Annotated in this window: 26 protein-coding genes and 1 pseudogene; 13 read left to right on the plus strand and 14 right to left on the minus strand. The window is 65.9% G+C overall.

What is annotated here, in order from left to right; translation table 11 throughout:
• The first annotated feature begins 27 nt into the window (after positions 1-27).
• Positions 28-828 carry an alpha/beta hydrolase family protein gene (locus tag AC5RUF_RS08210; protein WP_494130240.1) on the plus strand — a complete coding sequence of 267 codons (801 nt, stop codon included), beginning with the start codon at positions 28-30 and terminating at the stop codon, positions 826-828.
• 45 nt (positions 829-873) lie between these two features.
• Here the strand turns inward: AC5RUF_RS08210 and AC5RUF_RS08215 are convergent, their stop codons facing one another.
• The 5 genes from AC5RUF_RS08215 to AC5RUF_RS08235 all read right to left on the minus strand — a co-directional run bounded on the left by AC5RUF_RS08215 (position 874) and on the right by AC5RUF_RS08235 (position 4,775).
• Entirely contained in the window at positions 874-1,455 is a 582-nt protein-coding gene (locus AC5RUF_RS08215; protein ID WP_493996159.1) for a 2'-5' RNA ligase family protein, read from the minus strand.
• A 3-nt stretch (positions 1,456-1,458) separates the two neighbouring features.
• Positions 1,459-2,493: a tryptophan--tRNA ligase gene (trpS, locus tag AC5RUF_RS08220; protein WP_493996160.1), complete on the minus strand. Its 1,035-nt coding sequence runs from the start codon at positions 2,491-2,493 to the stop codon at positions 1,459-1,461.
• 9 nt (positions 2,494-2,502) lie between these two features.
• Positions 2,503-3,381 carry an exodeoxyribonuclease III gene (locus AC5RUF_RS08225; RefSeq protein WP_493996161.1) on the minus strand — a complete coding sequence of 293 codons (879 nt, stop codon included), beginning with the start codon at positions 3,379-3,381 and terminating at the stop codon, positions 2,503-2,505.
• A gap of 81 nt (positions 3,382-3,462) precedes the next feature.
• Positions 3,463-3,966, minus strand: coding sequence for a hypothetical protein (locus AC5RUF_RS08230; RefSeq protein ID WP_493996162.1), 504 nt, complete (start codon positions 3,964-3,966; stop codon positions 3,463-3,465).
• A gap of 56 nt (positions 3,967-4,022) precedes the next feature.
• Positions 4,023-4,775 carry an SDR family NAD(P)-dependent oxidoreductase gene (locus AC5RUF_RS08235; RefSeq protein WP_494130241.1) on the minus strand — a complete coding sequence of 251 codons (753 nt, stop codon included), beginning with the start codon at positions 4,773-4,775 and terminating at the stop codon, positions 4,023-4,025.
• Positions 4,776-4,937: 162 nt separating this feature from the next.
• Between AC5RUF_RS08235 and AC5RUF_RS08240 the strand changes: the two genes are divergently transcribed.
• Entirely contained in the window at positions 4,938-5,459 is a 522-nt protein-coding gene (locus AC5RUF_RS08240) for an O-acetyl-ADP-ribose deacetylase (protein ID WP_493996164.1), read from the plus strand.
• An 18-nt stretch (positions 5,460-5,477) separates the two neighbouring features.
• Here the strand turns inward: AC5RUF_RS08240 and AC5RUF_RS08245 are convergent, their stop codons facing one another.
• From AC5RUF_RS08245 to glyA, 5 genes are all read right to left on the minus strand, one after another.
• The gene (locus AC5RUF_RS08245) at positions 5,478-6,311 is read right to left on the minus strand and encodes an ABC transporter permease (protein WP_493996165.1); all 834 of its coding nucleotides are present in this window, start codon (positions 6,309-6,311) and stop codon (positions 5,478-5,480) included.
• A complete protein-coding gene (locus tag AC5RUF_RS08250; protein ID WP_494130242.1) occupies positions 6,308-7,192 on the minus strand; it encodes an ABC transporter permease in 885 nt (294 codons plus the stop codon). Before AC5RUF_RS08250 ends, AC5RUF_RS08245 begins: the two co-directional genes overlap by 4 nt.
• A complete protein-coding gene (locus AC5RUF_RS08255) occupies positions 7,185-8,150 on the minus strand; it encodes an ABC transporter ATP-binding protein (RefSeq protein WP_494130243.1) in 966 nt (321 codons plus the stop codon). The genes AC5RUF_RS08250 and AC5RUF_RS08255 overlap by 8 nt, the downstream gene beginning before the upstream one ends.
• A gap of 79 nt (positions 8,151-8,229) precedes the next feature.
• Positions 8,230-9,123, minus strand: a complete 894-nt coding sequence (locus tag AC5RUF_RS08260; protein ID WP_493996169.1) for a bifunctional methylenetetrahydrofolate dehydrogenase/methenyltetrahydrofolate cyclohydrolase — start codon at positions 9,121-9,123, stop codon at positions 8,230-8,232.
• A gap of 122 nt (positions 9,124-9,245) precedes the next feature.
• Complete coding sequence (gene glyA, locus AC5RUF_RS08265; protein ID WP_494130244.1) at positions 9,246-10,529, minus strand: serine hydroxymethyltransferase; 1,284 nt, start codon at positions 10,527-10,529, stop codon at positions 9,246-9,248.
• A gap of 284 nt (positions 10,530-10,813) precedes the next feature.
• On the opposite strand from glyA, the gene AC5RUF_RS08270 reads away from it, so the two are divergent.
• The gene (locus AC5RUF_RS08270; RefSeq protein WP_494130245.1) at positions 10,814-11,989 is read left to right on the plus strand and encodes an NAD(P)-binding domain-containing protein; all 1,176 of its coding nucleotides are present in this window, start codon (positions 10,814-10,816) and stop codon (positions 11,987-11,989) included.
• Here AC5RUF_RS08270 and AC5RUF_RS08275 read toward each other — a convergent pair.
• Positions 11,949-12,494 carry a GNAT family N-acetyltransferase gene (locus AC5RUF_RS08275; RefSeq protein ID WP_493998332.1) on the minus strand — a complete coding sequence of 182 codons (546 nt, stop codon included), beginning with the start codon at positions 12,492-12,494 and terminating at the stop codon, positions 11,949-11,951. The two genes, AC5RUF_RS08270 and AC5RUF_RS08275, sit on opposite strands and share 41 nt — an antisense overlap.
• A gap of 46 nt (positions 12,495-12,540) precedes the next feature.
• Here AC5RUF_RS08275 and purU point away from each other — a divergent pair, with 46 nt between their 5' ends.
• The 7 genes from purU to AC5RUF_RS08310 all read left to right on the plus strand — a co-directional run bounded on the left by purU (position 12,541) and on the right by AC5RUF_RS08310 (position 20,770).
• Positions 12,541-13,434: a formyltetrahydrofolate deformylase gene (gene purU, locus AC5RUF_RS08280; protein WP_493998333.1), complete on the plus strand. Its 894-nt coding sequence runs from the start codon at positions 12,541-12,543 to the stop codon at positions 13,432-13,434.
• 48 nt (positions 13,435-13,482) lie between these two features.
• The gene (locus AC5RUF_RS08285) at positions 13,483-14,010 is read left to right on the plus strand and encodes a gamma carbonic anhydrase family protein (protein WP_493998334.1); all 528 of its coding nucleotides are present in this window, start codon (positions 13,483-13,485) and stop codon (positions 14,008-14,010) included.
• 50 nt (positions 14,011-14,060) lie between these two features.
• Positions 14,061-15,272: an ROK family transcriptional regulator gene (locus AC5RUF_RS08290; protein WP_494130246.1), complete on the plus strand. Its 1,212-nt coding sequence runs from the start codon at positions 14,061-14,063 to the stop codon at positions 15,270-15,272.
• 234 nt (positions 15,273-15,506) lie between these two features.
• A complete protein-coding gene (gene mmsA, locus AC5RUF_RS08295; protein ID WP_493996465.1) occupies positions 15,507-17,072 on the plus strand; it encodes a multiple monosaccharide ABC transporter ATP-binding protein in 1,566 nt (521 codons plus the stop codon).
• The gene (mmsB, locus tag AC5RUF_RS08300; RefSeq protein WP_493996464.1) at positions 17,069-18,361 is read left to right on the plus strand and encodes a multiple monosaccharide ABC transporter permease; all 1,293 of its coding nucleotides are present in this window, start codon (positions 17,069-17,071) and stop codon (positions 18,359-18,361) included. Before mmsA ends, mmsB begins: the two co-directional genes overlap by 4 nt.
• Before the next feature lie 53 nt (positions 18,362-18,414).
• A complete protein-coding gene (locus AC5RUF_RS08305; RefSeq protein WP_494130247.1) occupies positions 18,415-19,497 on the plus strand; it encodes a substrate-binding domain-containing protein in 1,083 nt (360 codons plus the stop codon).
• Positions 19,498-19,681: 184 nt separating this feature from the next.
• The gene (locus tag AC5RUF_RS08310) at positions 19,682-20,770 is read left to right on the plus strand and encodes a Gfo/Idh/MocA family protein (protein WP_493996462.1); all 1,089 of its coding nucleotides are present in this window, start codon (positions 19,682-19,684) and stop codon (positions 20,768-20,770) included.
• A gap of 110 nt (positions 20,771-20,880) precedes the next feature.
• On the opposite strand, the gene AC5RUF_RS08315 is transcribed toward AC5RUF_RS08310, so the two are convergent.
• The 3 genes from AC5RUF_RS08315 to AC5RUF_RS08325 are packed head-to-tail and all read right to left on the minus strand — an operon-like array spanning position 20,881 to position 22,708.
• Positions 20,881-21,489 carry a DUF3618 domain-containing protein gene (locus tag AC5RUF_RS08315; protein ID WP_494130248.1) on the minus strand — a complete coding sequence of 203 codons (609 nt, stop codon included), beginning with the start codon at positions 21,487-21,489 and terminating at the stop codon, positions 20,881-20,883.
• Complete coding sequence (locus tag AC5RUF_RS08320; RefSeq protein ID WP_494130249.1) at positions 21,486-21,911, minus strand: phage holin family protein; 426 nt, start codon at positions 21,909-21,911, stop codon at positions 21,486-21,488. Before AC5RUF_RS08320 ends, AC5RUF_RS08315 begins: the two co-directional genes overlap by 4 nt.
• Positions 21,911-22,708: a hypothetical protein gene (locus AC5RUF_RS08325; RefSeq protein ID WP_494130250.1), complete on the minus strand. Its 798-nt coding sequence runs from the start codon at positions 22,706-22,708 to the stop codon at positions 21,911-21,913. The genes AC5RUF_RS08320 and AC5RUF_RS08325 overlap by 1 nt, the downstream gene beginning before the upstream one ends.
• A 171-nt stretch (positions 22,709-22,879) precedes the next feature.
• Between AC5RUF_RS08325 and AC5RUF_RS08330 the strand changes: the two genes are divergently transcribed.
• The 3 genes and pseudogenes from AC5RUF_RS08330 to AC5RUF_RS08340 form a co-directional block, all read left to right on the plus strand.
• On the plus strand, positions 22,880-23,416 hold the full coding sequence (locus AC5RUF_RS08330; protein ID WP_493996458.1) for a hypothetical protein: 537 nt from the start codon (positions 22,880-22,882) through the stop codon (positions 23,414-23,416).
• Positions 23,417-23,421: 5 nt separating this feature from the next.
• Positions 23,422-24,888 carry a glutamate-cysteine ligase family protein gene (locus AC5RUF_RS08335; RefSeq protein WP_494130251.1) on the plus strand — a complete coding sequence of 489 codons (1,467 nt, stop codon included), beginning with the start codon at positions 23,422-23,424 and terminating at the stop codon, positions 24,886-24,888.
• A gap of 194 nt (positions 24,889-25,082) precedes the next feature.
• Positions 25,083-25,520 (plus strand): annotated as a pseudogene (locus AC5RUF_RS08340) (Hsp20/alpha crystallin family protein); the annotation flags it as partial.
• Between the last annotated feature and the right edge of the window lie 72 nt (positions 25,521-25,592).

Genomic DNA, 25,592 nt, shown 5'->3' on the forward strand with positions numbered 1-25,592 from the left:
CTTTTGCGTTCTGGATAGAGTGGAACCATGTCTGTCGAGTCCGCACCCACGTTTGAATCCGTCTCCTTCCCCGGCGTTAACGGAACCACGCTCGCCGGCACCTTGGACGTGCCCGACGGCGGTGCCCGCGCCTGGGCGCTCTTCTGCCACGGGTTCACGCTGGGCAAGAACAGTGCCGCGGCGTCCAGGATCTCCAAGGCCCTGGCGGCCCATGGAATAGGAGTGCTGCGCTACGACGCGGCCGGGTTGGGCGGCTCCTCCGGCAACTGGGAAGACGGCAGCTTCAGCACCAAGGTGGCGGATGTACACAGCGCTGCGGCTTTTATGGCCGGCTCCGGCCGCCCGGTGTCCCTGCTCATCGGCCACTCACTCGGCGGAGCCGCGGTCCTCGCGGCTGCCGGCGGCCTGGACGGGCTGAAGGCCGTGGTGACCGTTGCAGCGCCCTTCCGGCCCGCACACGTGGTCCACCTGTTCGAGTCCGAGCTTGACCGGATTGAGCAGGAGGGTTCGGCGCCCGTTGACCTGGGCGGCGGGGAACGGGAAATCCGGCGCCACCTGATTGAGGACCTGCAGTCCCATGACCTTACGGAGAGCATTCACAACCTGCACCTGCCGCTGCTGGTGATGCACTCCCCCACGGACAACACGGTGGGGATCGACAATGCGAGCGAGATCTTCTCCGCAGCCCGCCATCCGCGTAATTTCATTTCGCTGGAGGGAAGCGACCACCTGATGGTGGAGCGCGCACAGACCGGCCGTGCGGCGGCAATTATCGCGGCGTGGGCAGGAACCTACCTGGACCTGGACGGGTCCGGGCAGCCGGCCTGACCTTCGCAGCCGGCGGCCTGACGGCCCCGCGCAGCCGGACTGACCCTAGCGGCCTCCGCCGAGCTGCACGTGCTCGTGCAGCTTCCAGAGCCCGGTGGCGTCGTGTTCGTACAGCCCCACACAGTCGACGGTGAAGCTGGCGGAGTAGCTTTCGAGCCGTCGGACGGCCTCATCCATGCTTTGCTCGCTGACGTCGTGGGCCACGGTGACGTGCGGGTGGAACGGGAATGCCAGGTCCCGTTCCAGCGGGCCGCTCTGGAACTCCTTGTGCAGGGCAATGCATTCGTCAAAGCCGTCGGCCACGTTGAGGTAGACCACCGGCGACACGGGCCGGAACGACGAGGTTCCTTCCAACGTCACGCGGAACGGTGCCTGCGAGGCCGCTACTTCGCGGACGTGCTGAAGGGTGGCGTCCCAATCACTGGTTTCGGTGGTGGTCACCAGCGTGATGTGGGCCGGGATCACCGCAGCCATCGGGTCTCCGAAGGACGCACGGGCGGCCTGCAGTTCCCCGGCCATCGGCTCCGGAACGGCAATGACGATTCCCACGCAGCGGGCGTCGCACCCCTCCCCGGGGGTGTCCGCTCCGCCGGAGCGGGCCTGGTCGATGGATTCGGAGGTTTCCATGGGCTACGCCGTAGTGCTGCCCAGCGGCAGGAAGCCGACCTTGTTGTACACGTCCGCGAGGGTGACCGAGGCCATCTCGCGTGCCTTGGCTGCTCCCACGGCCAGGAGGCGGTCCAGCTCCGCCGGATCATCCAGCAGGTACAGGGCACGTTCGCGGATGGGCCGGATGTGCTCGGTGACCACCTCTGCGAGGTCCACCTTCAGGTGTCCGTACATCTTGCCTTCGTACTCCTTTTCAAGTGTTTCGACGCTGCGGCCGCTGATCAGGGAGTATATCGACAGCAGGTTGGAGACACCGGGCTTGGCCTCGCGGTCAAAGCGGATCTCGCTGCCGTCGTCGGTCACGGCCGACTTGATGCGCTTGGCAATCACTTTGTCCTCATCAAGCAGGTTGATGAGCCCTGCCGGTGATGCGGCGGACTTGGACATCTTGGCCGCGGGGTTCTGCAGGTCGTAGATCTTCGCGGCTTCCTTCTGCACAAACACCTCGGGGATCACGAAGGTGTCCCCGAAGCGGCTGTTGAAGCGCTTGGCCAGGTCCCGGCTGAGTTCCACGTGCTGGCGCTGGTCCTCACCGACGGGCACGCCGTGCGGCTGGTAAAGCAGGATGTCCGCCACCTGCAGGATCGGATAGGTGAACAATCCCACGCTGGCGGAATCGGCCCCGAAGCGCTGCTGCTTGTCCTTGAACTGGGTCATGCGGGACGCTTCGCCGAAGCCCGTCAGGCAGTTGAGCACCCAGGCCAGCTGGGCGTGCTCGGGCACCTGCGACTGCACAAACAGCGTGGCCTTTTCGACGTCGACGCCACCGGCAATGTACTGCGCGGCGGTCACACGGGTGCGCTTGCGCAGATCCGACGGATCCTGCGGAACCGTGATCGCATGCAGGTCTGGGATAAAGAAGTAGGCGTCGTACTCGTCCTGGAGCCGCACCCAGTTCACCAGGGCGCCAAGATAGTTGCCCAGGTGGAGGGAGTCGGCGGAGGGCTGCATCCCGGAAAGGATGCGCTGGCGGCCGCTGGAAGAGTTCGAATTCATGGGGAAACCTTAGAAGTGGTAGTCGATCACTACGGGGGCGTGGTCTGAGAAGCGGGCATCGTAGGTGGCGGCACGGTCCACGACGGCGTTGGCGGCACGGGCTGCCAGCTCCGGGGTGGCCATGTGGTAGTCGATCCGCCAACCGGAATCGTTGTCGAAGGCCTGTCCGCGCCAGGACCACCAGGTGTAGGGGCCGTTGACGTCTCCGGCGAGCCGGCGGTGGACGTCGGTGTAGCCGATCTCCTCGCCGAAGAACCGGTCGAAGTAGGCGCGCTCCTCCGGCAGGAAGCCGGCGCGCTTGACGTTGCCCTTCCAGTTCTTGATGTCCAGGGGCGTGTGGCCCACATTCAGGTCTCCCACCACCAGGACAAAATCGCTGGTCTGTGCCAGGGCGGGGAGCCGGACGCACATCGTGTCGAGGAACCGGTATTTGTCCACCTGCTTGGGGGTGTCCACCTCGCCGGAGTGCACGTAGGCGCTCACCACGGTAAGGATTTTCTCCGCCCCGTCCACGCTGACCTTGTAGTCGGCTTCCACCCACCGGCCGGAGAGGGCGAAATATTCGTCGCCGATGTGCTCGCGGACGGCAACCGGTGCGGTGCGTGAAGCGATCGCAACACCGGCCCGGCCCTTGGCCTCCATGCACTCGGCGTGCTGGACGTGCCAGGTCTCCCCCAGCAGCTCACGCAGGATGGCATCGGGGGCACGGACCTCCTGCAGGCACAGGATGTCTACATCGCGTTCCGCGAGCCAGTCGGCCATGCCGCGCTTGTAGGCCGCACGGATGCCGTTGACGTTCACGGACGCGATGCGCAGTGCTGTTCCGGGACGCTGCGCCGTTTCCACGGCTGCTGTTTCCTCTGATGCCGAACTCACGCGAATAACCATACTCCTCAGTAGTTGCCCAACCCGAACCGTGCCCCGGGCACGCCGAAGCGTCGGCTGCGTCCCGGAGCGGTGCGGACAAGGTTAGTCGACGACGGTGCCCTCTACCGTGCCGCCGTCGTCCTTCTTGATCATGCCACGGCCGTTGTGCGCGGTGATCTCGATGGTCTCCAGGGCCCGGTCCACCATGCCGCGGTCTGTGTCCAGGTTCTCGCGGATGACTTTGGACTGGACCTGGATGATCTTGAAGCTGTGGTCCAGCTTCTGGTCGCGGACAGAGGTGCTCTCGTCCACCACCTGCACGCCGCCGCGGGGAGCCCGCTGGGCAGTGGCATCGGCGAGCTTCGCGGTGGCCTTGCGCGTGGCGCTGCGCACCGAGAACACCACGAAGGCAGCCAGCAGCAGCCACCCCAGGGAGACAATCACCACAAGCCAGCCGATCACGTCGTTCTGGTTGGCGGCAAAAACCACTGCCACGAGGAAGACAATCAGCATCACGGTAATGCCGGTGGTGCCCATCTTGCGGGTGATGCCGCGGCCGGGCGTGGAGGGGGACGACGGCGTCTTGCCGTTTCGGATCGACTGCATGGATCTATTCTCTCAAACTCCGCGCGGTCCCCGGAGCCGGTTAAGCCTGCAGCGGTTTACTGGGTGGTGTAGGCCCCGTCTACCGCATACTGCGAGCCGGTAACAAAGGCGGCCGCGTCCGAGAGCAGGAACAGGACGACGGCGGCAACTTCCTCCACGGTGCCCAGCCGTCCGGCCGGATGCAGGCCCACCAGGCCCTCGTAAACCTCCCGCGGCAGGTTCCCGAGCAGCGGGGTGTCAATATAGCCGGGCTGGACCGAGTTGATCCGGATGCCCTGCCCGGCGTAGCCCAGTGCCGCCGACTTGGTCATCCCGACGACGCCGTGCTTCGCCGTCACATACGGCACCGCGTTGGCGTCCCCCACCAGTCCGAGGATGGAGGAGTTGTTCACAATGGCGCCGCCGCCGGCCTGCAGCATCTGCGGGATCTCGTAGTACATGCTGTAGAACACGGAATTGAGGTTGACGTCGATCACGCGGCGGTACCCCTCGAGGTCAATGTCCGCGAGCGGGCCCAGCGGGCCGGAGATTCCTGCGTTGTTGAAGGCCAGGTTCAGTGCGCCGAATTCGCTGACAGCCAGCTGGACGGATCCGGCGACGTCTTCGGGGTTGGCCACATCGCCGGCGGAGGCGACGGCGCTGCCGCCCTTTTCGGTGATTTTCTCCACTACGTCCCGGGCTGCCTGCAGGTCGAGGTCATTGACCACCACGTTGGCTCCTTCCGCAGCGAGGGCCATGGCCGCGGCCATGCCGATCCCGGAGCCTGCACCCGTCACGAGGGCGGTTTTCGCATCGAATCTTCCGGCCATGGCTGTACCTCTTCCTCTGCTGGTCCGCGCTTTTGCGCGGCTGGTCCCATCCTCTGCCCGTGCCTCGGCACGGACAAGGAATACGGACGGTCCCGGCGCAGACGGTACCGGGGCGGGCACCCCGCGCTGGTGCCCGGCGCCGTACGGTGCAAAACTGGCCGGATGCAGATTGAGATCCGTACCGGCGACATTACGGAGCGGGACACCGACGTCATTGTGAACGCAGCCAACTCCTCGCTCCTGGGCGGAGGGGGCGTGGACGGGGCCATCCACCGTGCGGCCGGTCCGGAACTGCTGGCAGCGTGCCGGGAACTGCGGAACACCTCGCTCCCGGAGGGCCTGCCCACCGGACAGTCCGTAGCCACCGGGGGCTATGAGCTGCCCGCGCGCTGGGTAGTCCACACCGTTGGCCCGAATGCAGGCGCCGGGGAAACGGATCCCGAGCTGCTGCGCTCATGCTTCCGCACCGCGCTGGCGGCCGCCGAGGAACTGGGAGCGCAAAGCATCGCCTTCCCCGCGGTCAGCGCAGGGATCTACGGCTGGGACCCGGAAACCGTCGCGGACATCGGCCTGCAGGAGGTCCTGGAGCACAGCCCGGGCAGCCTGCAGCGCGCCGAGTTCGTGCTGTTTTCCGAACGCCTGACGGACATCTTCCGCCGCCGGCTGGAGCAGCTGGACGCCTAGGCCTGCCTCATTTTGGTGTCACTTCAGAAAGAGCGCCCGCAGCCGGCCGGTGGTCACGGTCAGGCCCACGGCAATCATCACCACGAAGTACAGCAGGTGCCCGGCGGTCCCCCAGCTGAAGATCCCCACGCTGATCTGCCGCAGCATTTCCACGCCGTGCCACAGCGGCAGCGCCTGGATCACGGACTGCACCGCTTCGGGGTACACACTGAGCGGGTAGAAGGTGGCCGAGAGCAGGAACATGGGCAGCATGATCATGTTCACCCAGTCCAACTGCTGGAAGGTCTTCATGTAACTGGTGATGGCCATCCCGAAGGACGCGAACCCGAAGGCGATGACCACGGCGGCGGGGATCATCAGCAGCGCCCAGGGCGAGGTGATCAGGCCCATCGCGCCCATAACGGCGGTAAACCCGGTGGCGTACATCGCCCCGCGCAGCAGGGCCAGGAAGATCTCCCCCATGGCAACGTCCAGCGGACCCAGCGGAGTGGAGAGCATCCCCTCGTACAGCCGGGCGTAATTCAGCTTGAAGAACACGTTCATGGTGGAGTCGTACACCGCACCGTTCATGGCGGACACGGCCAGCAGTGCGGGCGCGATGTAATTCGCATAACCCATCTCCGCTCCCCCGGGACCGGCGACGGTTCCCACCAGTGCGCCCAGCCCGATGCCCATGGCCACCAGGTAGAGCACGGGCTCCACGAACCCGCTGATCATGATGCTCCAGTTGGTGCCCCACGTGGCCTTCAATCCGCGGGCAATCACGGACCGGGTATTGCGGCCGTAGAGGGAGCCGAGGAAGCGGTCCTTTGGTACCAGCGCCGTGGGCGCCGTCGCATTATGGGTGCTCATCCGTCCAGCCTCCGAGTGAAGTTGCGGCGGGCCAGGACCAGGCCGATGACGGCCAGCGCCACCAGATAGACCAGGTGGACGGCGGTCAGTCCCGCGGGTTCGGGATGCCCGTAGCTAAGGACCCTGCCCAGCTCGGTGGAATGCCACAGCGGCGAAACCCAGCCGATCCACCGGACGCCCAGGGGAAGGGTCTCCAACGGGAAGAAGGTTCCGGAGAAGAGGAACAACGGCATCACAACGAACCGCTGGACCATGGCAAATTGTCCCTTGTCCTCCTTCAGCGTGGCACTGAAGGCCAGCAGCGGCATACCGAACGCCATGCCTGCCAGCATTGCGGTAAAGACCATCAGCCAGCCGGTGCCCGGATGAGGGACGGCCCCGAACAGCAGCAGGAAGACGTAGTAGATGCCGGTGGTCAGCAGGAGCCGGAACATCAGGCCCAGGACGTGTCCGGACGCAATCTGCCCGCTGGAGAGCGGGGAGGCGTTGGGACCGTAGTAGGTGCGGTGCCATTTGAACCCGCCCATCACCGTGTACGTGTTCTCCTCGCTGGAGACCATCAGGGCGGCAGTGGCCACCAGCGCCGGAGCCAGGAACACCAGGTAGGAAACGGTTGATCCGTCACCGCCGGGGAAACCTGCATCCGAGTTGCCATCAATCAACACCGCCAGGCCCGTGCCCATGCCCAGCAGGTAGACCAGCGGGGTGCCCACGGCGGTCATCAGCACGGTCCACTGGTAGCCGCGCATCCGACGGATCCACATGTCCGCGTAATAGAAGGCACCGAAGCGGCGCGCCTTGGCCGCTGTCTGCAGCGGCGTCAGCGGGGACCGCAGCCCCAGTACCGCGTGCTGGGATTCTCCGGCTGGGAGCTTAGTCAATGAGGCTCCTGCCGGTAAGCCGCAGGAAAACGTCTTCCAGGGAGGACCGGCGGACCAGCGAGGTGATGGGCCTCAGCCCACGCGCCGTCACGGCTTCCAGGGCGTCCTCGCCGTCGTTGGCGTAGATCAGCACCCGGTCCGGAAGGGTCTCGAGCCGCTCGCCGATGCCTTCCAGTTCCGCCGCCACGGTGGTGTTGCGTTCGGAGCCGAAGCGCAGTTCCACCACTTCGCGGGTGGAATGCTCCCGGATCAGGGCCGCCGGGGATCCCTCCGCCATGATCGTGCCCTTGTCCACCACAATCAGCCGGTCGCAGAGCTGTTCGGCTTCATCCATGTAATGCGTAGTGAGGATCAGGGTCACTCCGGCCTCCTTGAGCCGGAAAAGCCGGTCCCAGAGGATGTGCCGGGCCTGCGGGTCCAGGCCGGTGGTGGGTTCATCCAGCAGCAGGATCTTCGGATCATTGATCAGGGACCGGGCGATGGTCAGCCGGCGCTTCATCCCGCCGGAGAGGGAGTCCACGCGTGCCTTGGCCTTGTCGGTCAGCTGCGCAAACTCGAGCAGTTCGTCGGCCTTGGGCTGCAGGTAGCTTTTGGGCAGCCCGAAATACCGGCCGTAGGCCAGCAGGTTGTCCCGGACCCGCAAATCCTCGTCCAGGTTGTCCTGCTGCGGCACCACGCCCAGGTGTGCCCGGACCTCCGGGCCGTAGCTGTTGGGGTCCAGTCCCATGATGCTCAGCTCGCCGGAGGTGCGCTGGGACACTCCGCCGATCATTTTCATGGTGGTGGATTTGCCGGCGCCGTTCGGTCCCAGGAGGCCGAAGGACTCCCCCGGCGGAACGTCGAAGGAGATGCCGCGGACGGCGGTGAAGTCGCCGTAGGACTTGGTCAGGTCCCGTGCGGATATAACAAAATCGGAGCGGGTTTCGGGGACAGTTTTGCTTACTGTGATCTGCGGCACTTGAGACAGTGTAGTGGACGCGCCGCGGGCCGGCGCCCATCTGCGGCGCCGGCCCGTCTCATTGCGAAGGAAACGCTCCCTAGGCCAGGATTCCGGCCTTCCGCTCGGCCGCTTCCACCACGTTGGCCAGCAGCATGGCACGGGTCATCGGACCCACTCCGCCCGGGTTGGGCGAAATCCACGAGGCTACATCTGCGGCTGCCGGATCCACGTCGCCGGTCAGTGTGGTTTTGCCTGTTTCCGGATCGGTGACCCGGGTGACCCCGACGTCCAGCACAATGGCGCCGGGCTTAAGATCCTCGGCCTTGATCATCTCGGGGAACCCGGCGGCGGCAACCACCACGTCCGCTTCACGCAGGTGCTCGAAGAGGTCCACCGTTCCGGTGTGGGCCAGGGTGACCGTTGCGTTGATCGGCCGGCGGGTCAGCAGCAGCCCCAGGGGTCGGCCGACGGTGACGCCGCGGCCTACCACCAGCACCCGCTTGCCGGTCAGGGCGATTCCGTTGCGGACCAGCAGCTGCACAATCCCGTGCGGGGTGCACGGCAGCGGCGAGGCCATCGGTTCGCTGACGTTGAGCACCAACCGGCCCAGGTTGACCGGGTGCAGCCCGTCTGCGTCCTTTTCCGGCGCAATCCGCTCCAGCACGGCGTTGGTGTCGATGTGGGCCGGCAGCGGCAGCTGCACGATGTATCCGGTGGTGGCCGGGTCCTCGTTCAGCTCGTCAATGACCTTTTCGAGGTCGGCCTGGCTGATGTCGGCGGGCAGGTCGCGGCGGATGGAATTAATGCCCACCTGCTTGCAGTCCTTGTGCTTGCCGCCCACGTAGGAGTGGCTGGCCGGGTCGTCGCCCACCAGCACGGTGCCCAGGCCGGGGGTGATGCCGTGTTCGTCCTTCAGCACCTGCACCCGTTCGCGCAGCTCATCCTTGATTTCCTTCGCGGCGGCGCGGCCGTCCAGGATCTTCGCGGCCACCGGGGTGCCGAATTCCGTCTTGTCCTTGACCTCCCAGCCCAGGTTCACCCCGGCGTCTTCGGGGGTTTCGGAAACGGCGGCCTTGGCCACGCTGCCCTCCATGTTGGTTCCTTTCTCCATGGTTACCATTCCTCCTGTCCGGGGTAGAGCGGGAAGTTCTCCGCCAGGGCGGCCACCCGGGCGCGCAGTGCGTCGACGTCGGGGGCCGGCTTCAGCGCGGCGGCGATGATTTCGGCGACTTCGGTGAATTCGGCTGCACCGAAACCACGGGTGGCCAGTGCCGGGGTGCCGATCCGCAGCCCCGAGGTGACCATCGGCGGACGCGGGTCGAACGGGACGGAGTTGCGGTTCACCGTGATGCCCACCGAGTGCAGCAGGTCTTCGGCCTGCTTGCCGTCCAGCGCCGAGTGCCGCAGGTCCACCAGGATCAGGTGCACGTCGGTGCCGCCGGTCAGCACGGAGACGCCGTGTTCGGCGACGTCGGCGGCAGCCAGGCGGTCCGCGATGATCCGGGCACCCTCAAGCACCCGCTCCTGCCGTTCGCGGAATTCCTCGGATCCGGCGATCTTGAATGCCACGGCCTTGGCCGCGATCACGTGCATCAGCGGGCCGCCCTGCTGGCCCGGGAAGACCGCGGAGTTGAGCTTCTTCGCGTAGTCCTGCTTGGCCAGGATCATGCCCGAGCGGGGTCCGGCGAGGGTCTTATGCACGGTGGACGTAACGACGTCGGACGCCGGCACCGGGTTCGGGTGCAGTCCGGCGGCCACCAGGCCGGCGAAGTGCGCCATGTCCGTCCAGAGGTAGGCACCCACTTCGTCTGCAATGGACCGGAACGCGTCGAAGTCCAGGTGACGGGGGTAGGCGGACCAGCCGGCGACAATGACCTGCGGACGTTCGGCGAGCGCCTGCTCCCGTACCTTGTCCATGTCCACCCGGTAGCTCTGCTCATCCACCCCGTAGGCGGCCACCTCGTAGAGCTTGCCGGAGAAGTTCAGCTTCATGCCGTGGGTCAGGTGCCCGCCGTGGGCCAGGTTCAGCCCCATCAGCTTTTCGCCCGGCTGCATCAGGGCGGCGAGCGCGGCGGCGTTGGCCTGCGCGCCGGAGTGCGGCTGGACGTTGGCGAACTCGGCACCGAAGAGCGCCTTCACCCGGTCGATGGCCAGGTTCTCCGCCACGTCCACGTATTCGCAGCCGCCGTAATACCGGCGTCCCGGGTACCCCTCGGCATACTTGTTGGTGAGCACGGAGCCCTGGGTTTCCAGGACTGCCCGCGGGGCGAAGTTCTCCGAGGCAATCATTTCGAGCGTGCTGCGCTGGCGGGACAGCTCGTCATGGAGGACGGCCGCGATTTCGGGATCGACATCCGCTAGGGGCGCGTTGGTGACGGGCTGGGTGGATACTCTCACGTGGATCTCCTGGGGACGGGGTTCTCTATAGGTCAGGCTACCTGTCCGGCACGCCCGCAAACCGTGGATGACAACCGGTCCGGGCATGGCAAACAGCTCAACGTGACCCGCGGCCCAGGCGTGCGATCCGTGGTCGTGCAAACACCTCCGCCCAGTTGGCTGAGGTGCCGTGCCGCTCCCTGGTGGTAACCCACCCGACGCCAGTCGCGACTTGTCCCATCCTAGCCTCCCCGCGGCCCTGCCGGCAGGAATAGCCGTCATCCGGGGACGGTTAGAGTTCTTCAATGGAATCCGGGCGAAGCGGTGAAGGCGGTGAGGCAGTGCAGGCAGCGGAAGCAGTGCAGACGGATGTAGTGGTCATCGGGGCCGGACAGGCCGGGCTCAGCGCCGCGTTCCATCTGCGCCGGCGCGGCCTGGCCGCCGGGAGCGGCTTCACCGTCCTGGACGCGAACCCCGGGCCCGGCGGCGCGTGGCGGCACCGCTGGGATTCACTGACCTTCGGCGCCGCCCACGCCCTGCATGACCTGCCCGGCATGCCGCTGGGCTCGCCCGACCCCGCGGAGCCTGCCTCCGCCGTCGTGACCCGGTATTACGGACGCTATGAACAGCAGTTCGGGTTCGACGTCGTCCGGCCGGTACCCGTGGCCTCCGTAACGGAGGGCGACGCCGGGCGGCTGGCCGTGCACGCGGCAGACGGCCGGACGTGGCAGGGGCTGACGGTCATCAATGCCACCGGAACGTGGGACCGGCCCTACTGGCCCTATTACCCCGGCCGGGAACTCTTCCGCGGACGGCAGCTGCATACCCGCGACTTCCGCAGCGTCGCCGAATTCGCCGGACAGCGGGTGCTCGTGGTGGGCGGGGGCACCTCGGCAGTGCAGTTCCTGCTGCAGCTGGACCGCGCCGGCGTCCGGACGCTCTGGTCCACGCGGCGCCCGCCGGAGTTCACCCGCCGCCCGTTCGACGCCGAGTGGGGCCGGGCGGTGGAAGCGCGGGTCAGCGCACGCACCCGCGCCGGTCTGCCGCCGCGGAGCGTGGTTTCGGCCACCGGCCTGCCGCTGACCCCGGAATACCGCAGGGGCATCGAGGACGGCGTCCTGGTGTCCCGCGGACCACTGTCCGCGCTGAGGGAGGACGCGGCGGTATTCAGCGACGGTTCCACCGAGCAGGTGGACACGGTGCTGTGGGCCACCGGCTTCCGTGCCGCCCTGGACCACCTTGCGCCGCTGCACCTGCGCGAGCCCGGCGGCGGCATCCGGATGGACGGTGTGCGGGTGGTGCGCGAACCGCGGCTGCTGATGGTGGGCTACGGCGAGTCTTCCTCCACCCTGGGCGCCACCCGGGCCGGACGGGCAGCAGCGCTGGCGGCCGTCCAGCTGCTTGCCGCCCGCGAGCAGGCCGCCGGTGCTGCTGTCACGGCTAGCGGGGTTGCTCCAGCTCTTCCCACTCGAAACGCGTAACTACCCCGCGGTCGAAGTCCCGGCGCAGGATGGCGTACACCACCGTGGCCACCCGGCGTCCGTCCTCCAATGGCCAGGACTCCCGGTAATGGGCCTCCTTGAGGAAGCCGGAGCGCAGCAGGGTCTTGCGCATCGCGATGTTGTCCTCGCGGGTGCGGCCGGCAAAGCGGTGGACGCCGGGGTATTCCTCAAAGACCTTGGCGGTCAGCGCCTTCAGCACCGGCACGGCGTTCCCCCGGCCGCGGAACCGCTCCACCAGGCGAAGGTCCAGGACCGGGGTGTCGGTGTCCAGTTCCTCCAGGATCACCAGCCCCATACGGTGGTTGTCGCCGAAGACCCAGTAGGTGCGTACCCCGTCGCCGTCGAACCGGCCCTCGATCAGCAGCCGGCGCACCAGGCCCTCCGAGGGCGCGGTAATCCGGTGGTACGGAAACCTGTTGGTCGTGAGGAACCGTACAAGCTCTTCCTCGTCTTTGTCGGAAAGCGGCAGGAACGTCACATCCATGTGCCCAACCCTAAGCCAGGGCGCCCTAACCGGTAACCTAGCAAGGGTGACGCACCTGATCCCCAGCCTTCCCGAAGACGCCGGCCCCCGCCCGGAAACCGCCACCTACACACTGACGCTGTCCTGCCCCGACCGCCCGGGCATCGTCCACGCCGTCAGCGCCTCGCTGGTAGCCGCCGGGGGCAACATCACGGAGTCCGCGCAGTACGGCAGCCCGGAAACCGGCTCCTTTTTCATGCGGGTGGAATTCACGTCGCCGCGCTCCTATAACGAGGTCCGCGCGGAGCTGGCGGCTGTGGCGGACGCGTTTGCCATGAGCTGGGAGCTGCACGTGACGGGCCGCCGTGTCCGCACGCTGATCATGGCATCCACCTCCGGTCACTGCCTCAATGACCTGCTGTTCCAGCAGCGGGCCGGGACCCTGCCCATCGAGATCCCGGCCATCGTGTCCAACCACCGGGAGCTGGAATCGCTGGCGGATTTCTACGGCGTTCCCTTCCACCACATCCCGGTCACGCCCGACACCAAGCTGGAGGCCGAAGACCGGCTGCGGGAGCTGATGGCGGAGCTGGACATTGAACTGGTGGTGCTGGCCCGGTACATGCAGATCCTCAGCGACAGCCTCTGCAGCGAGCTGGCCGGACGCGCCATCAACATCCACCACTCCTTCCTGCCGTCCTTCAAGGGCGCCCGGCCCTACCACCAGGCCCACGCCCGCGGCGTGAAACTGATCGGCGCCACCGCGCATTACGTCACGGCGGACCTGGACGAGGGGCCGATCATCGAGCAGGAGGTCATCCGGGTGGACCACTCCCGCTCCGCCGCGCAGCTCGCCGCCCTGGGCAGCGACGTCGAGGGGCGGGCACTGTCCAAGGCAGTGCAGTGGCACGCCGAGCACCGGGTACTGCTGGACGGCAAACGCACCATCGTCTTCACGTAGCCGTTCCTTCCCGGACCCCGGAGGGGTTCGGGACTACTCTTGGGTGCCATGGCACACATCATTGAACTGCGGGGCTCCGCCCCTTCCGTTGACCCCAGTGTTTTCCTTGCGCCCACCGCCTCGCTGATCGGGGACGTAGTGATGGGGCCGGACTCCAGCGCGTTCTACGGCGTCTGCGTCCGCGGGGATTCCAACAGCATCCGGGTTGGCGAGGGCACCAACCTGCAGGACAACGTGGTGCTGCATGCGGACCCCGGATTCCCGACGTCGGTGGGGAACCGGGTCAGTGTCGGCCACAACGCGGTGGTCCACGGCTGCACCGTGGAGGATGACTGCCTGATCGGCATGAGCGCCACCATCATGAACGGCGCGGTGATCGGAGCCGGGTCGCTGGTGGCCGCCGGTGCGCTCGTCCTGGAAGGCACCGTGGTTCCGCCGCGCTCGCTCGTGGCCGGGATGCCGGCCAAGGTGCGCCGCACACTGACGGATGAGGAGTTTGCATCGGTGCAGGCCAATGCGGAAAACTACCGGCGCACGGCAGCGGCGCACCGCGAGGCGCTGGCTACCCAGCCCTGACCTTGCGTTCAATTCTTGACGGCAAGAGTGTGATGTAGCACTCTTAATTCATGCCAGCCGACCCTCCCTCAACGTTGAGGACTGTCCCGACCACGGGTCCCGAAAGCTCCAAACCCGGTTCCCAGAGCGCTCTGCGCGAACGGAACCGCCAGCGCATCGTCTCGGCGCTGCTGGCCGGACCGCAGACCCAGGCCGAACTGGCGCGCACCACCGGGCTCTCCAGCGCCACCGTCTCCAACATCGTCAAGGTGATGCACGAGGACCGGCTGGTGATCACCGAACCCACCACCAGTTCGGGACGGCGGGCCCACTCGGTCCGGCTCAATGACACGGGTGCCGTGGCGGCCGGCATCGACATCGGACGGCGCCACGTGCGGGTGGTGCTGGCCTCCCTGGGCTACCGGATCCTGCAGGAGGAGTCCGTCCAGCTTCCGCTGGGCCACACCGCGGCCGAGGGAATGGATGCCGCGGCCGCACTGCTGGCCAAGCTGCTCCGCCGGCAGGGTGTGGGCCGCAATGCCGTGCTGGGCGCCGGCGTCGGGATCCCGGGCCCCATCGACCGGCGGACCGGCACCGTGGTGCAGGGCGCCATCCTGCCCGAATGGGTGGGCATCAACATGCGCGAGGACCTCGCCGAACGGCTCGGCATGCCCGTGTTCATCGACAACGACGCCAACCTGGGCGCGCTGGCCGAAGTGACCTGGGGTCCGCACGGCGGCACGGGGAACCTGATTTTCATCAAGGTGGCCTCGGGGATCGGCGCCGGTCTGATCATCAACGGCTCGCTGTACTACGGCCACGTGGGCATCACCGGGGAGATCGGCCACGCCACCATTTTCGACCAGGGCGTCATCTGCCGTTGCGGCAACCGCGGCTGCCTGGAAACCATCGCTTCAACCTCGACCATGATCGAGCTGCTCAGCCGCGCCTCCCAGGGCGCCGTGACCACCGCGGACATCATTGACCGGGCCGCCGCCAAGGACCCGGCCACCCTGCGGGTCATTGACGACGCCGGGGTAGCGGTGGGCCGTGCAGCAGCGAACCTGGCCAACACCCTGAACCCGGAGACCATCATCATCGGCGGCTCCCTGACCGATCTCGGGGACTGTTTCCTTGACCCCATCCGCCGGGGACTCCTGCGGCATGCGGTCCCCCTGGTGGATGAGACCTCCGCAGTGCAGATGTCCTCCCTCGGCGACCGCGCCGAAGCCCTCGGTGCTGCGGCGCTTGTGCTGCAGGAGCAGGGCGCCACAGCCCGGTAGCTCCCCCCTGCTGGCGGGCTTCCGAAGCGGTGCCGTTCGGAAAAGTGGCGGAAAACCGGGGCTTTGCGTTCAAGACTTGACGACAGTGCCTGTGACCCTGTTAACTTCGTTATCGGCTCACCCTGTGGGCCATGTCACGACAAAGAGGTCACATGGAGGCACTCATGCGAGCAGCAGCAGCTCCCGCAGTCCACGCGCACAGCGCGTACTGCCCCGACAGCGGGGACAACGCGCATGTCGGCTAGCCCGTTCATCCTGGAAATGCACTCCATCACCAAGGAATTCCCGGGAGTCAAAGCGCTCTCGGATGTGTCCTTGAAGGTCCGTGCGGGAGAGATCCACGCCATCTGCGGTGAAAACGGCGCCGGCAAGTCCACCCTGATGAAGGTCCTGTCCGGTGTGTACCCGCACGGCACGTATACCGGCGACATTGTTTTCCAGGGTGAAACCGTCCAGTTCCGCGATATCCGGTCCAGCGAAGCCGCCGGAATCGTGATCATCCACCAGGAACTGGCACTGATCCCGGAACTGTCCATCGCGGAAAACATCTTCCTGGGCAACGAACCCACCCGGTTCGGCGTCATCGACTGGGACAAGGTCAACTTCGACACTCTGGACCTGATGGAGCGCGTGGGGCTGAAGGAAGACCCCACCACCCCCATCAAGGACCTGGGCGTGGGCAAGCAGCAGCTGGTGGAAATCGCCAAGGCCCTGAGCAAGAGCGTGAAGCTGCTCATCCTGGACGAGCCGACCGCAGCGCTCAACGAAACCGATTCCCAGCACCTGCTGGGCCTGATGTCCGGGCTGCGCGACAAGGGCATCTCCTGCATCATGATTTCGCACAAGCTCAACGAAATCGAGCAGATCGCCGACTCCATCACGATCATCCGTGACGGCCGCTCAGTGGAGAGCATCGACGTCGCCGCCGAAGGCGCCGACGAAGACCGCATCATCCGCGGCATGGTGGGACGCTCACTGGAGTCCCGCTTCCCGGACCACACCCCGAACATCGGCGAAACCTTCTTCGAGGTCCGCGGCTGGACCGTGGGCCACCCGGCCGTCGCGGACCGCCTGGTCTGCAAGGGCTCCGACTTCCACGTCCGGCGCGGCGAAATCGTCGGGTTCGCCGGACTCATGGGAGCCGGGCGTACCGAGCTGGCCCGTTCCATCTTCGGCCGCTCCTACGGCAACTTCATCTCCGGCCAGATCATCAAGGACGGCAAGGAAATCACGCTCAAGAACGTGCATTCCGCTATTAACCACGGTTTGGCCTACGTGACCGAGGACCGCAAGACCCTTGGCCTGAACCTGCTGGATGACATCAAGGCCACCACCGTCTCCGCGGACCTGAAGAAGATCACGCACGGCCTGGTGGTGGACGACGACGCCGAGTTCCGCCACGCCGAAGAGTACCGAAAGAGCCTGCGCACCAAGGCGCCGACCGTGGACGAAGGTGTGTCCAAGCTGTCCGGCGGCAACCAGCAGAAGGTTGTCCTGGCCAAGTGGATGTTCACCGACCCGGACCTGCTGATCCTGGACGAACCCACCCGCGGCATCGACGTGGGCGCCAAGTACGAGATCTACGGGATCATCCAGCAGCTGGCCAACCAGGGCAAGGGAGTCATCGTGATCTCCTCGGAGCTGCCCGAACTGCTGGGCCTGTCAGACCGGATTTACACCATCTTCGAAGGTGCCATCACCGGAGAACTCTCCAAGGGCGAAGCCGACCAGGAGAGCCTCATGAGGCTCATGACCTCACCCGCCAAGAAAACCTACGCCGCACAAGGAACCCTTTCATGAACGCCATCAAGCAGCTCCTGGGCGGCAACGGCCGCCAATTCGGGATGATTTTCGCCCTGGGCATCCTCGTTGTCCTGTTCCAGTTCCTCACCGGGGGCAAGACACTCACGTCCACGAACATGATCAACCTGTTCAACGGCAACTCCTACATCCTGATCCTCGCCGTGGGCATGGTCTTCGTGATCATTGCCGGCCACATCGACCTCTCCGTCGGCTCCGTGGCCGCCTTCTCCGGCATCGTCGTCGCGGTCGCCATGCGGGACTGGGGACTGCCCTGGTACGCCGGCATCGTGCTGGGCCTGCTGGTGGGTGCCGCGATCGGCGCCTGGCAGGGCCTGTGGGTCGCCTACGTCGGAATTCCGGCCTTTATCGTGACCCTGGCGGGCATGCTGATTTTCCGCGGTGCGAACCAGTGGGTCGGCCAGTCCAACACCGTACCGGTGCCCTCCGAGTTCCGGTTCATCGGTGCCGGCTACCTTCCGGAGATTGGCCCGGACACCGGCTACAACAACCTCACCCTGCTGCTCGGCCTGATCCTGTGCGCCGCGGTGATCTACGGTGAAATGCGCAAGCGCGCCCGCAACGCCAAGCTGGGCACCGTCAACCCGCCGGCCTGGGTACCCGTGGTCAAGATCGGCCTGCTCTGCGCCGTCATCCTCTACGCCACGTACCTCTTCGCCACGGGCCGTCCCGGCACGTCCTTCCCGGTCTCCGGCATCATCCTCGGCGTGCTGGTCCTGTTCTATGGCTTCATCTCCAACAAGACCATCCTGGGCCGCCACGTCTACGCCGTGGGCGGCAACCGGCACGCAGCCGAGCTCTCCGGCGTGCAGGGCAAAAAGGTCAACTTCATGGTCATGATGAACATGTCCATCCTGGCTGCCCTGGCCGGCATGATCTTCGTGGCCCGCTCCACCGCTTCGGGTCCGTTCGACGGCACCAGCTGGGAACTGGACGCCATCGCCGCTGTCTTCATCGGCGGGGCTGCCGTCTCGGGCGGCGTCGGCACCGTGGTGGGCTCCATTGTGGGCGGCCTGGTGATGGCCGTGCTGAACAACGGCCTGCAGCTGCTGGGCGTAGGCGCGGATCTGACTTCCATGATCAAGGGCCTGGTCCTGCTGCTCGCCGTAGCACTGGATGTCTACAACAAGACCCAGGGGAAGCCCTCCATCACCGGCCTGCTGATGCGCAACTTCGGCGGCAACAAGCCGAAGCCGGCTCCCGCCGTCGTCGACGCCACCCCGGAAATGCCCACCGGCACCAAAACCGTCATCTCCACTGACGCCTGAACGTTCCACTGACCCGCTCCACTTACACCCCCGCTATCAAGAAAGAGAACACCATGCGTAAATTCGCAAAGTCCTTCGCCGTTGTCGCAACGGTCGCAGCACTGTCGCTGTCCGCCTGCGGCCGCGCGGAGGAAACCTCCTCCGAGTCCGAATCCGGTTTCGGTGAAGGCGCCGCAATCGGCGTCGCACTGCCGCAGAAGACCTCCGAAAACTGGGTCCTCGCGGAATCCCTGTTCAACGACGGCCTCAAGGAAGCCGGCTTCGAAGGCCAGGTGCAGTTCGCCAACGGCGGCGTGTCCGAACAGCAGAACCAGATCAGCTCCATGATCACCAACGGCGTCGAGGTCCTGATTGTCGGCGCCATCGACGGCAGCCAGCTCGGCTCCCAGCTGCAGGATGCCAAGGATGCCGGCATCACCGTCATCGCGTATGACCGCCTGCTGACCAACACCGAGAACGTGGACTACTACGTGGCCTACGACAACTTCAAGGTCGGCCAGCTGCAGGGCCAGGCCCTGCTGGACGGGCTGAAGGAAAAGAAGCCCGAGGGCCCCTACAACGTCGAGCTGATCGCCGGTTCCCCGGATGATGCCAACGCGCAGGTCTTCTTCGACGGCGCCATGGACGTGCTGAAGCCGGAGATCGAATCCGGAAACCTCAACGTGGTCTCGGGCCAGACCGAGTTCAACCAGGTAGTTACCCAGGGCTGGACGGCCGAAAACGCCCAGAAGCGCATGGACACCCTGCTTTCGGCCAACTACGCCTCCGCGGAGCTGGACGGCGTCCTCTCCCCCAATGACACGCTGGCCCGTGCCGCGCTGACCTCCATCGAGGCTGCCGGCAAGCCGCTGCCTGTCATCACCGGCCAGGACTCCGAGGTTGAGTCCGTGAAGCTGATCATGGAAGGCAAGCAGTACTCCACGATCAACAAGGACACCCCCAACCTGGTGAACCACAGCATCGAGATGGTCAAGGACCTGGCCGCCGGTGAAGAGATCGAAATCAACGACGACGAGAGCTACGACAACGGCAACAAGGTTGTTCCGGCGTACCTGCTGGAGCCGGTCATTGTGACCAAGGCAAACGCTGCCGAGGCCTACGCCAACGATCCCACGCTCTCCAAGCTGGTCAAGTAGCACCCACGGCCTGCTGAAGTAATCCGCCCCTCGCGGCGGAACAGCCCGGGTTCCCCTTCGTGGGGGACCCGGGCTGTTCCGGTGGGGCCCGATTCCTGAAGCTGCTTGGTTGCCGGGCCTAGGCTCCGGGACCGGGCACCCATAAAGTGGGGGTACTCCCCCAACGACGCGGAAGACGAGGACCATGACCGACCTTCAACACATCCCCACCCCGCCGTGCGTGCAGGCGGGCGCCCCCAGTCCGGTCCAGTCCACCGGCCGTACCCTGCGCTGGGGCGTCGTCGCCACCGGCAACATCGCCGAGCGTGTCACCGAAGACATTGCCCGGCTCGAAGATGCAGTGCTGCAGGCAGTCAGTTCCCGCCGGCAGGGCTCCGCAGAAGACTTTGCCAACCGTTTCGGTTTCGCCCGCAGCTACTACGACGACGAGGGCGTCGCGGGGTACGACCGGCTGTTTGCCGACGGCGACGTAGACGTGGTCTACATCGCCTCGCCGCACGCCCAGCACTACGCCATCGCCCGGCGGGCCCTCGAAGCCGGCAAACACGTGCTCTGCGAGAAGTCCATGACCATCAACGCCCGCGAGGCGGAGGAGCTCATTGAACTGGCCCGCAGCCGCAACCTGTTCCTGATGGAAGCGGTCTGGACCCGCTTCCTGCCCTGCATCAACCGGGTCTGGGAACTGGTGGCCTCCGGCGAGCTGGGCGAGATCAACTGGGTCCAGGCGGACCTCGGCTTCCCGGCCCCCTACGATCCGGGCAGCCGGCTCTGGGATCCGGCGGCCGGCGGCGGGGCGCTGCTGGACCTGACGGTCTACCCGCTCACCTTCGCCCTGGGCGCCCTCGGTTACCCCGAGACGGTGCATGCGGTCGGCAGCCTCAACGCCGACGGCGTGGATACGCAGAACGCCCTCACCCTGGGTTACGCCTCCGGCGCCCTCGCGCAGCTGACCTCTTCGCTGGTCTCCTCCTGCCCGCGCACGGCGGTTATCTCCGGCACCAAGGGCTGGCTGCGCACGGGTTCCCCGCTGCACAACCCGGTGGAAATCACCGTGGTTCCGCATATGGGAGAGGCACGGGTGGAGCGTTTCCCGCAGGTCGGCAACGGCTATACCTACGAGCTGCGCGAAGTCACCCGCTGCATCCAGTCCGGGCTGGTGGAAAGTCCCACCATGACCTGGGCAGATTCCCTGCGCACCATGCGGCTCTTCGACGCCGCGCGGGCACAGATGGGCGTGCTGTACAGCAATGACGAAGCGGCCCTCCCCCGCTGATTTCTCTCCGCTGATTCTGCCCGACTGCGTCAGCAACGCCTTAACACGACGGCGGTGCCGCACCCTGGCCGGGTGCGGCACCGCCGTCGTTGTTTTGGTTCCGAATGCCCTTAGGCGTTCCGGATGTTCTGCGGAGCGTCGGTTGCAGATTCCTTGACGTCCGACGCCGCTGCCTGGCCCTCGGACTTCACGTTCTGCGCGGCCTCGGTAGCGGTGGACTTGATGTTTTCCATCGCTTCCTGGGCCGGCTCCTTGAGTCCCTGCGCCATTTCCTTGGCTGCGCCTGCCAGCTCATCGGTCATCGGCTGGGCTGCGGTCTTGATGTTGTCGGCCGCGAGGCGTTCCTTCTGGCTGGCCGGGAAGATGGAAGCAGCCAGCAGCCCGGCGCCGAAGGCAATCAGCCCGGCCGCCATCGGGTTGCCCTGTGCCTTGTCCACCAGACGGCCCGGAGCATCCTGCACCGCCGAACCGGCTGCGGACACGCTGTCCGAAACGCTGCCGGAAACGCTGCTGCCGGCGTTTGACGCGCTGTTGCCTACTGAATCCGCCACACCCATCACCTTGTCCTTCACTCCGAAAACCTTGTCCCGCATCTTGTCCGTCTGGCGCTGGACAATGTGGGAGGGAGTTACCTTGTCCGCGACGGCGTCAACGTTGGTTCCCAGGCGCCTGCGGGTCGCTTCGATATCGGCGCGGATCTCATCAGGGTTTTCACTCATCGTGTTTCCTCGCTTGGTTTCATGGTCGGGGGAATTTCCTGCAGGGTTTCGGCCGTTTGCGGCATGCCCTTGATCTTCTTCATTTCAGAGCGTCCGCGTGCTGCCAGAACGGCGGCAATGATGGCCCAGATAACGGCCACGATCACTGCGGACCAGCCGAAGCCGATGACGGTGGTGCCCAGTGCGTACCACAGAGCCACCGAAAGGAAGAGGAGCACAAAGTACCCGGCGACAGCTGCTCCGCCGAACATTCCCGCGCCCTTTCCCGCGCGGGACGCCGACTGTTTCAGCTCGACCTTGGCCAGCTCCACTTCCTGGCGCATGAGGGTGGACATGTCCTGCGTCACCTGCCCGAGCAGATCGCCCAGGGACGTGGATTCCGCCTTGGCCTGTCCGGGGGTGGGAGGCATTTCGGTACTCATCAGTGCCGACCACCGCTGTAGGGATCAGCTGCCGGGATCTCTGTGGAAGGGCTTGGCGGCAGGGTCTGCGAAGAGGCGGGGCCGGCGCCGGCCTGGCGGACCGGCTCGGTGCCGAACGGATCATCCACACCCGTCGTCCCGGCGGCCGGACCGGTGGCTCCGGTGGTTCCGGTGCCCACCGTCGGCTGTGTGGCCGGGGCCTGCGGCACCGGGGGTGCGACGTGCTGTCCGCTGGAACCCGCCGTCGCCGTGCCCTCGGCCGGCCGGCCGGCGCTGAGGCTCTTGTTCAAGCGGCCGGCAAGGAAGCCTGCACCTGCCGCGATGGCAAGGAAGGCCATGGGACGCTGGCGGGCGAAGCCCTTCACTTCATCAAGCAGCGAGCCCGGGTCCCGTCCGTCCAGCCAAGTGGCCACGGAGGAGGCACGGCTTGCGGCTTCGCCGACGAGGTCGGTGGCGACGCCGGACTGACCGGACTGCGCCATGGAATGCAGTTCATCGGCAACGGAGCGCAGCCCCTCCGCCACCTTCTGCTGCTGGGCACCTGCCTGTTCCGTCAGGTCTGAACGAGCCTGGGTGAAGAGGTCCTTGGCATTGGTTTTGACTTCGGATGCAACCTCGGCGGCCTCGGACTTGGCGGTGTCCGCCACCTGGGCGGCGTTCCCCTTGGCCTGCTGGGCAAGGTCACCGGCCTGCTGCTTGGCGGCGTCGGCCTTTGCCGATGCGGCGCCCGAATCATTGCTGCCTCCGGCCGGATTTGCCGCATGGCTTCCGTCGCGCGGGCTGTAATTCTCTGTCATCATCGCTCTCTTTCGTCATTCCAACTACTGATCAAGATCGGATGTACCGGTGAACCAATACTAAGCACACTTAGTTATCGATTCCTAGCGTGTTAGAATCATAAGTGCCCTTGCTAATGCTTACTGCGCGTGGTTGTCTTTTTTGCACCTACAACCCACAGGAGCACTACATTGGCCGCAACCCTGACCCGCTCTGTCCACGACCTCACCGCCGCAGCCTGGTTTGGCGGCTCCCTGATGGGCGCCGTCGGCCTGAACGGCGCAACTGCCGAGGCAAAAGATCCCACCGAACGGACCCGGCTTTCCGCGCTGGGCTGGAAGAAGTGGGCGCCTGTCCAAGCCGCCGCCATCGGCATGCATTTCCTGGCCGGCCTGGCCCTCATCGGTGACAATAAGACCCGTGTCGCCGAACAGGAGGGCGTTGGCCGCCTGACCATCTACAAGACCGCAGTAACTGCAATCGCTGCGGCAGTAACCCTGTATTCCGGCCTGCTGGGCGGCAAGGTGGAGAAGCTCGCTGAACAGGGCAGCCAGGGTGCCACGGAGCCCCGGGCCGGCGCCTCGGACGAGCTCAAAAGCGCCCAGCGCCAGTTGAAGATCCTCCAGTGGAGCATTCCTGCGCTCTCCGGTGCCGTCATAGTGATGGGAGCCCAGCACGGCGAACTGCAGCGCCCCATCAATGTCTACGAGGGCCTGAAAAAGAAGTAGCGGCCATGGGTGCTGAAGTCACAAGCAGGACCTTCAGCCGGGCGCAGCGAACGGCATACCGGCAGCGCCTGCTGGAGAACCTTGATCATTTTGCCCATTTCCTGTCCACGGCACAGTTTGCGGACACGGCCAGCATCGGACTGGAACTTGAGCTGAACCTGACCAACCGTGACTTCTCGCCTGCCCTGCGCAACCAGGCTGTCCTCGGGCGGATTGCCGATCCGGCCTTCCAGACGGAAATCGGCGCCTTCAATATCGAGATGAACCATCCGGCCATGTCCGTGGGACAGTTCGGTTTGAAGGAGCTTGAGGACAGCCTGCGGATGCAGCTGAACCGCGCCGACCGGCGGGCCGAGCAGGAGGCCGCCGACATCATGATGGTCGGCATCCTGCCCACGCTCACTCCCGGCTTTATGGACGGCTGGGAGTGGCTTAGCAGCGGCCGCCGCTACGCCGCACTGAACACCTCTGTGCTGCAGGCGCGCGGCGAAGACGTGCTGCTGGACCTCTCCGGGCCCGAGCCGCTGTCCTTCTATGCCCAGAACATTGCCCCCGAAGCCGCCTGCACCTCGGTCCAGCTGCATCTGGAGGTCTCCCCGGACCAGTTTGCCCCGGCCTGGAACGCCGCGCAGATGATTGCCGCACCCCAGGTTGCCCTTGGGGCCAACTCGCCGGTGTTCATGGAGCACCTGCTTTGGCACGAAACCCGGATTGAACTGTTCAAACAGGCCATCGACACCCGTCCGCCGGAAATGCGCAACCAGGGTGTCCGTCCCCGGGTCTGGTTCGGGGAACGGTGGATCACATCCATCTTCGACCTGTTCGAGGAGAACGTCCGCTTCTTCCCGGCCCTGCTGCCCGAGCTGTCAGGCAACGGCGGCGAAACCACGCCCTTCGGCGCTCCGCTGCTGCCGGAACTGCGGCTGCACAACGGCACCGTCTACCGGTGGAACCGCCCCATCTACGATCCGGGCAACGGCACCCCCAACCTCCGGCTCGAAAACCGGGTCCTGCCCGCGGGCCCCTCGGTCCTGGATGTGGTGGCCAACGCCGCCTTCTACTACGGCTTGGTGGAATACATCCGCACCGCCGACCGGCCGTTGTGGAGCCGGGTGGCCTTCAAGACGGCCTCGGACAATTTCCTCGCCTGCGCCCGGTACGGGCTGGAAGCGACGGTGTACTGGCCGGGCTTCGGAGAAATCCCCGTGGCCGAGCTGATCCTCCGGCACCTGATTCCGCAGGCCGCTGCGGGACTGCGGGAGCTGAAGGTGGATGCTTCCCTCATTGACCGCTATCTCAACGTGCTCGCCGAACGCACACGCACCGAGCAGAACGGCGCGGCCTGGCAAATCGCCACACTGCGCCGCCTTGAAGCGGCCGGACTCAGCCGGCCTGCGGCACTGGTGGAACTCTCCCGGCTGTACTGGGAGAACATGCACAGCAATGAGCCCGTACACACCTGGGCAGTCTGAACGGGGCGCAGCCGGAAAAGCATCGGTCCCGTCCGGAAATCCTTGCTGTGATCTAGCACTCACTAATGACGAGTGCTAGCGTAATTTCCATCGTTGAGCGCCTCCAGCTCAACCTTTATCGGCCCTTTTCCAACAACCGGCATTCCAACACCACCGGTGCCCGGCGGGCGCCGGCGCAAGAGGAGTTGATGACAATGGCGATGAAGTTTGATCCTTTCCGCGAACTCGACCGGGTGGCCGGCGCGCTGCTGGACCCCCGGCAACGGCTACGGCTGATGCCCATTGACCTGTACCGCGAGGGCGACCACTACATCCTGAACGCCGACCTTCCCGGCATCGATCCGGGCTCGGTGGATGTGGACGTGGACGGCCAGCTGCTGACCATCCGCGCCGAGCGCACCATCCATGCCACCGAGGGAGTCAACTGGCTGACCCGGGAGCGGGAAAGCGGCAGTTTCCTGCGGCAGCTGAATCTGGGGCAGGGAATCGACATTGACGCCATCTCGGCGAAGTACGAAAACGGCGTGCTCAGCGTCTTTATCCCGGTGAGCGAACGCTCCAAGCCGCGCAAGATCGAAGTGGCTGCGGCCTACAAGGGCGGCGAAACCATTTCCGGCCAGTCGACGTCGGAGCCGGCCTCGGTTTCGTCCGGCGGCTCGGGCTCCGGCAGCGGCTCGTTCAGCCAGACCAGCGGCGGCTCCGGG

This window comes from Arthrobacter sp. Y3224198 (assembly GCF_059090025.1).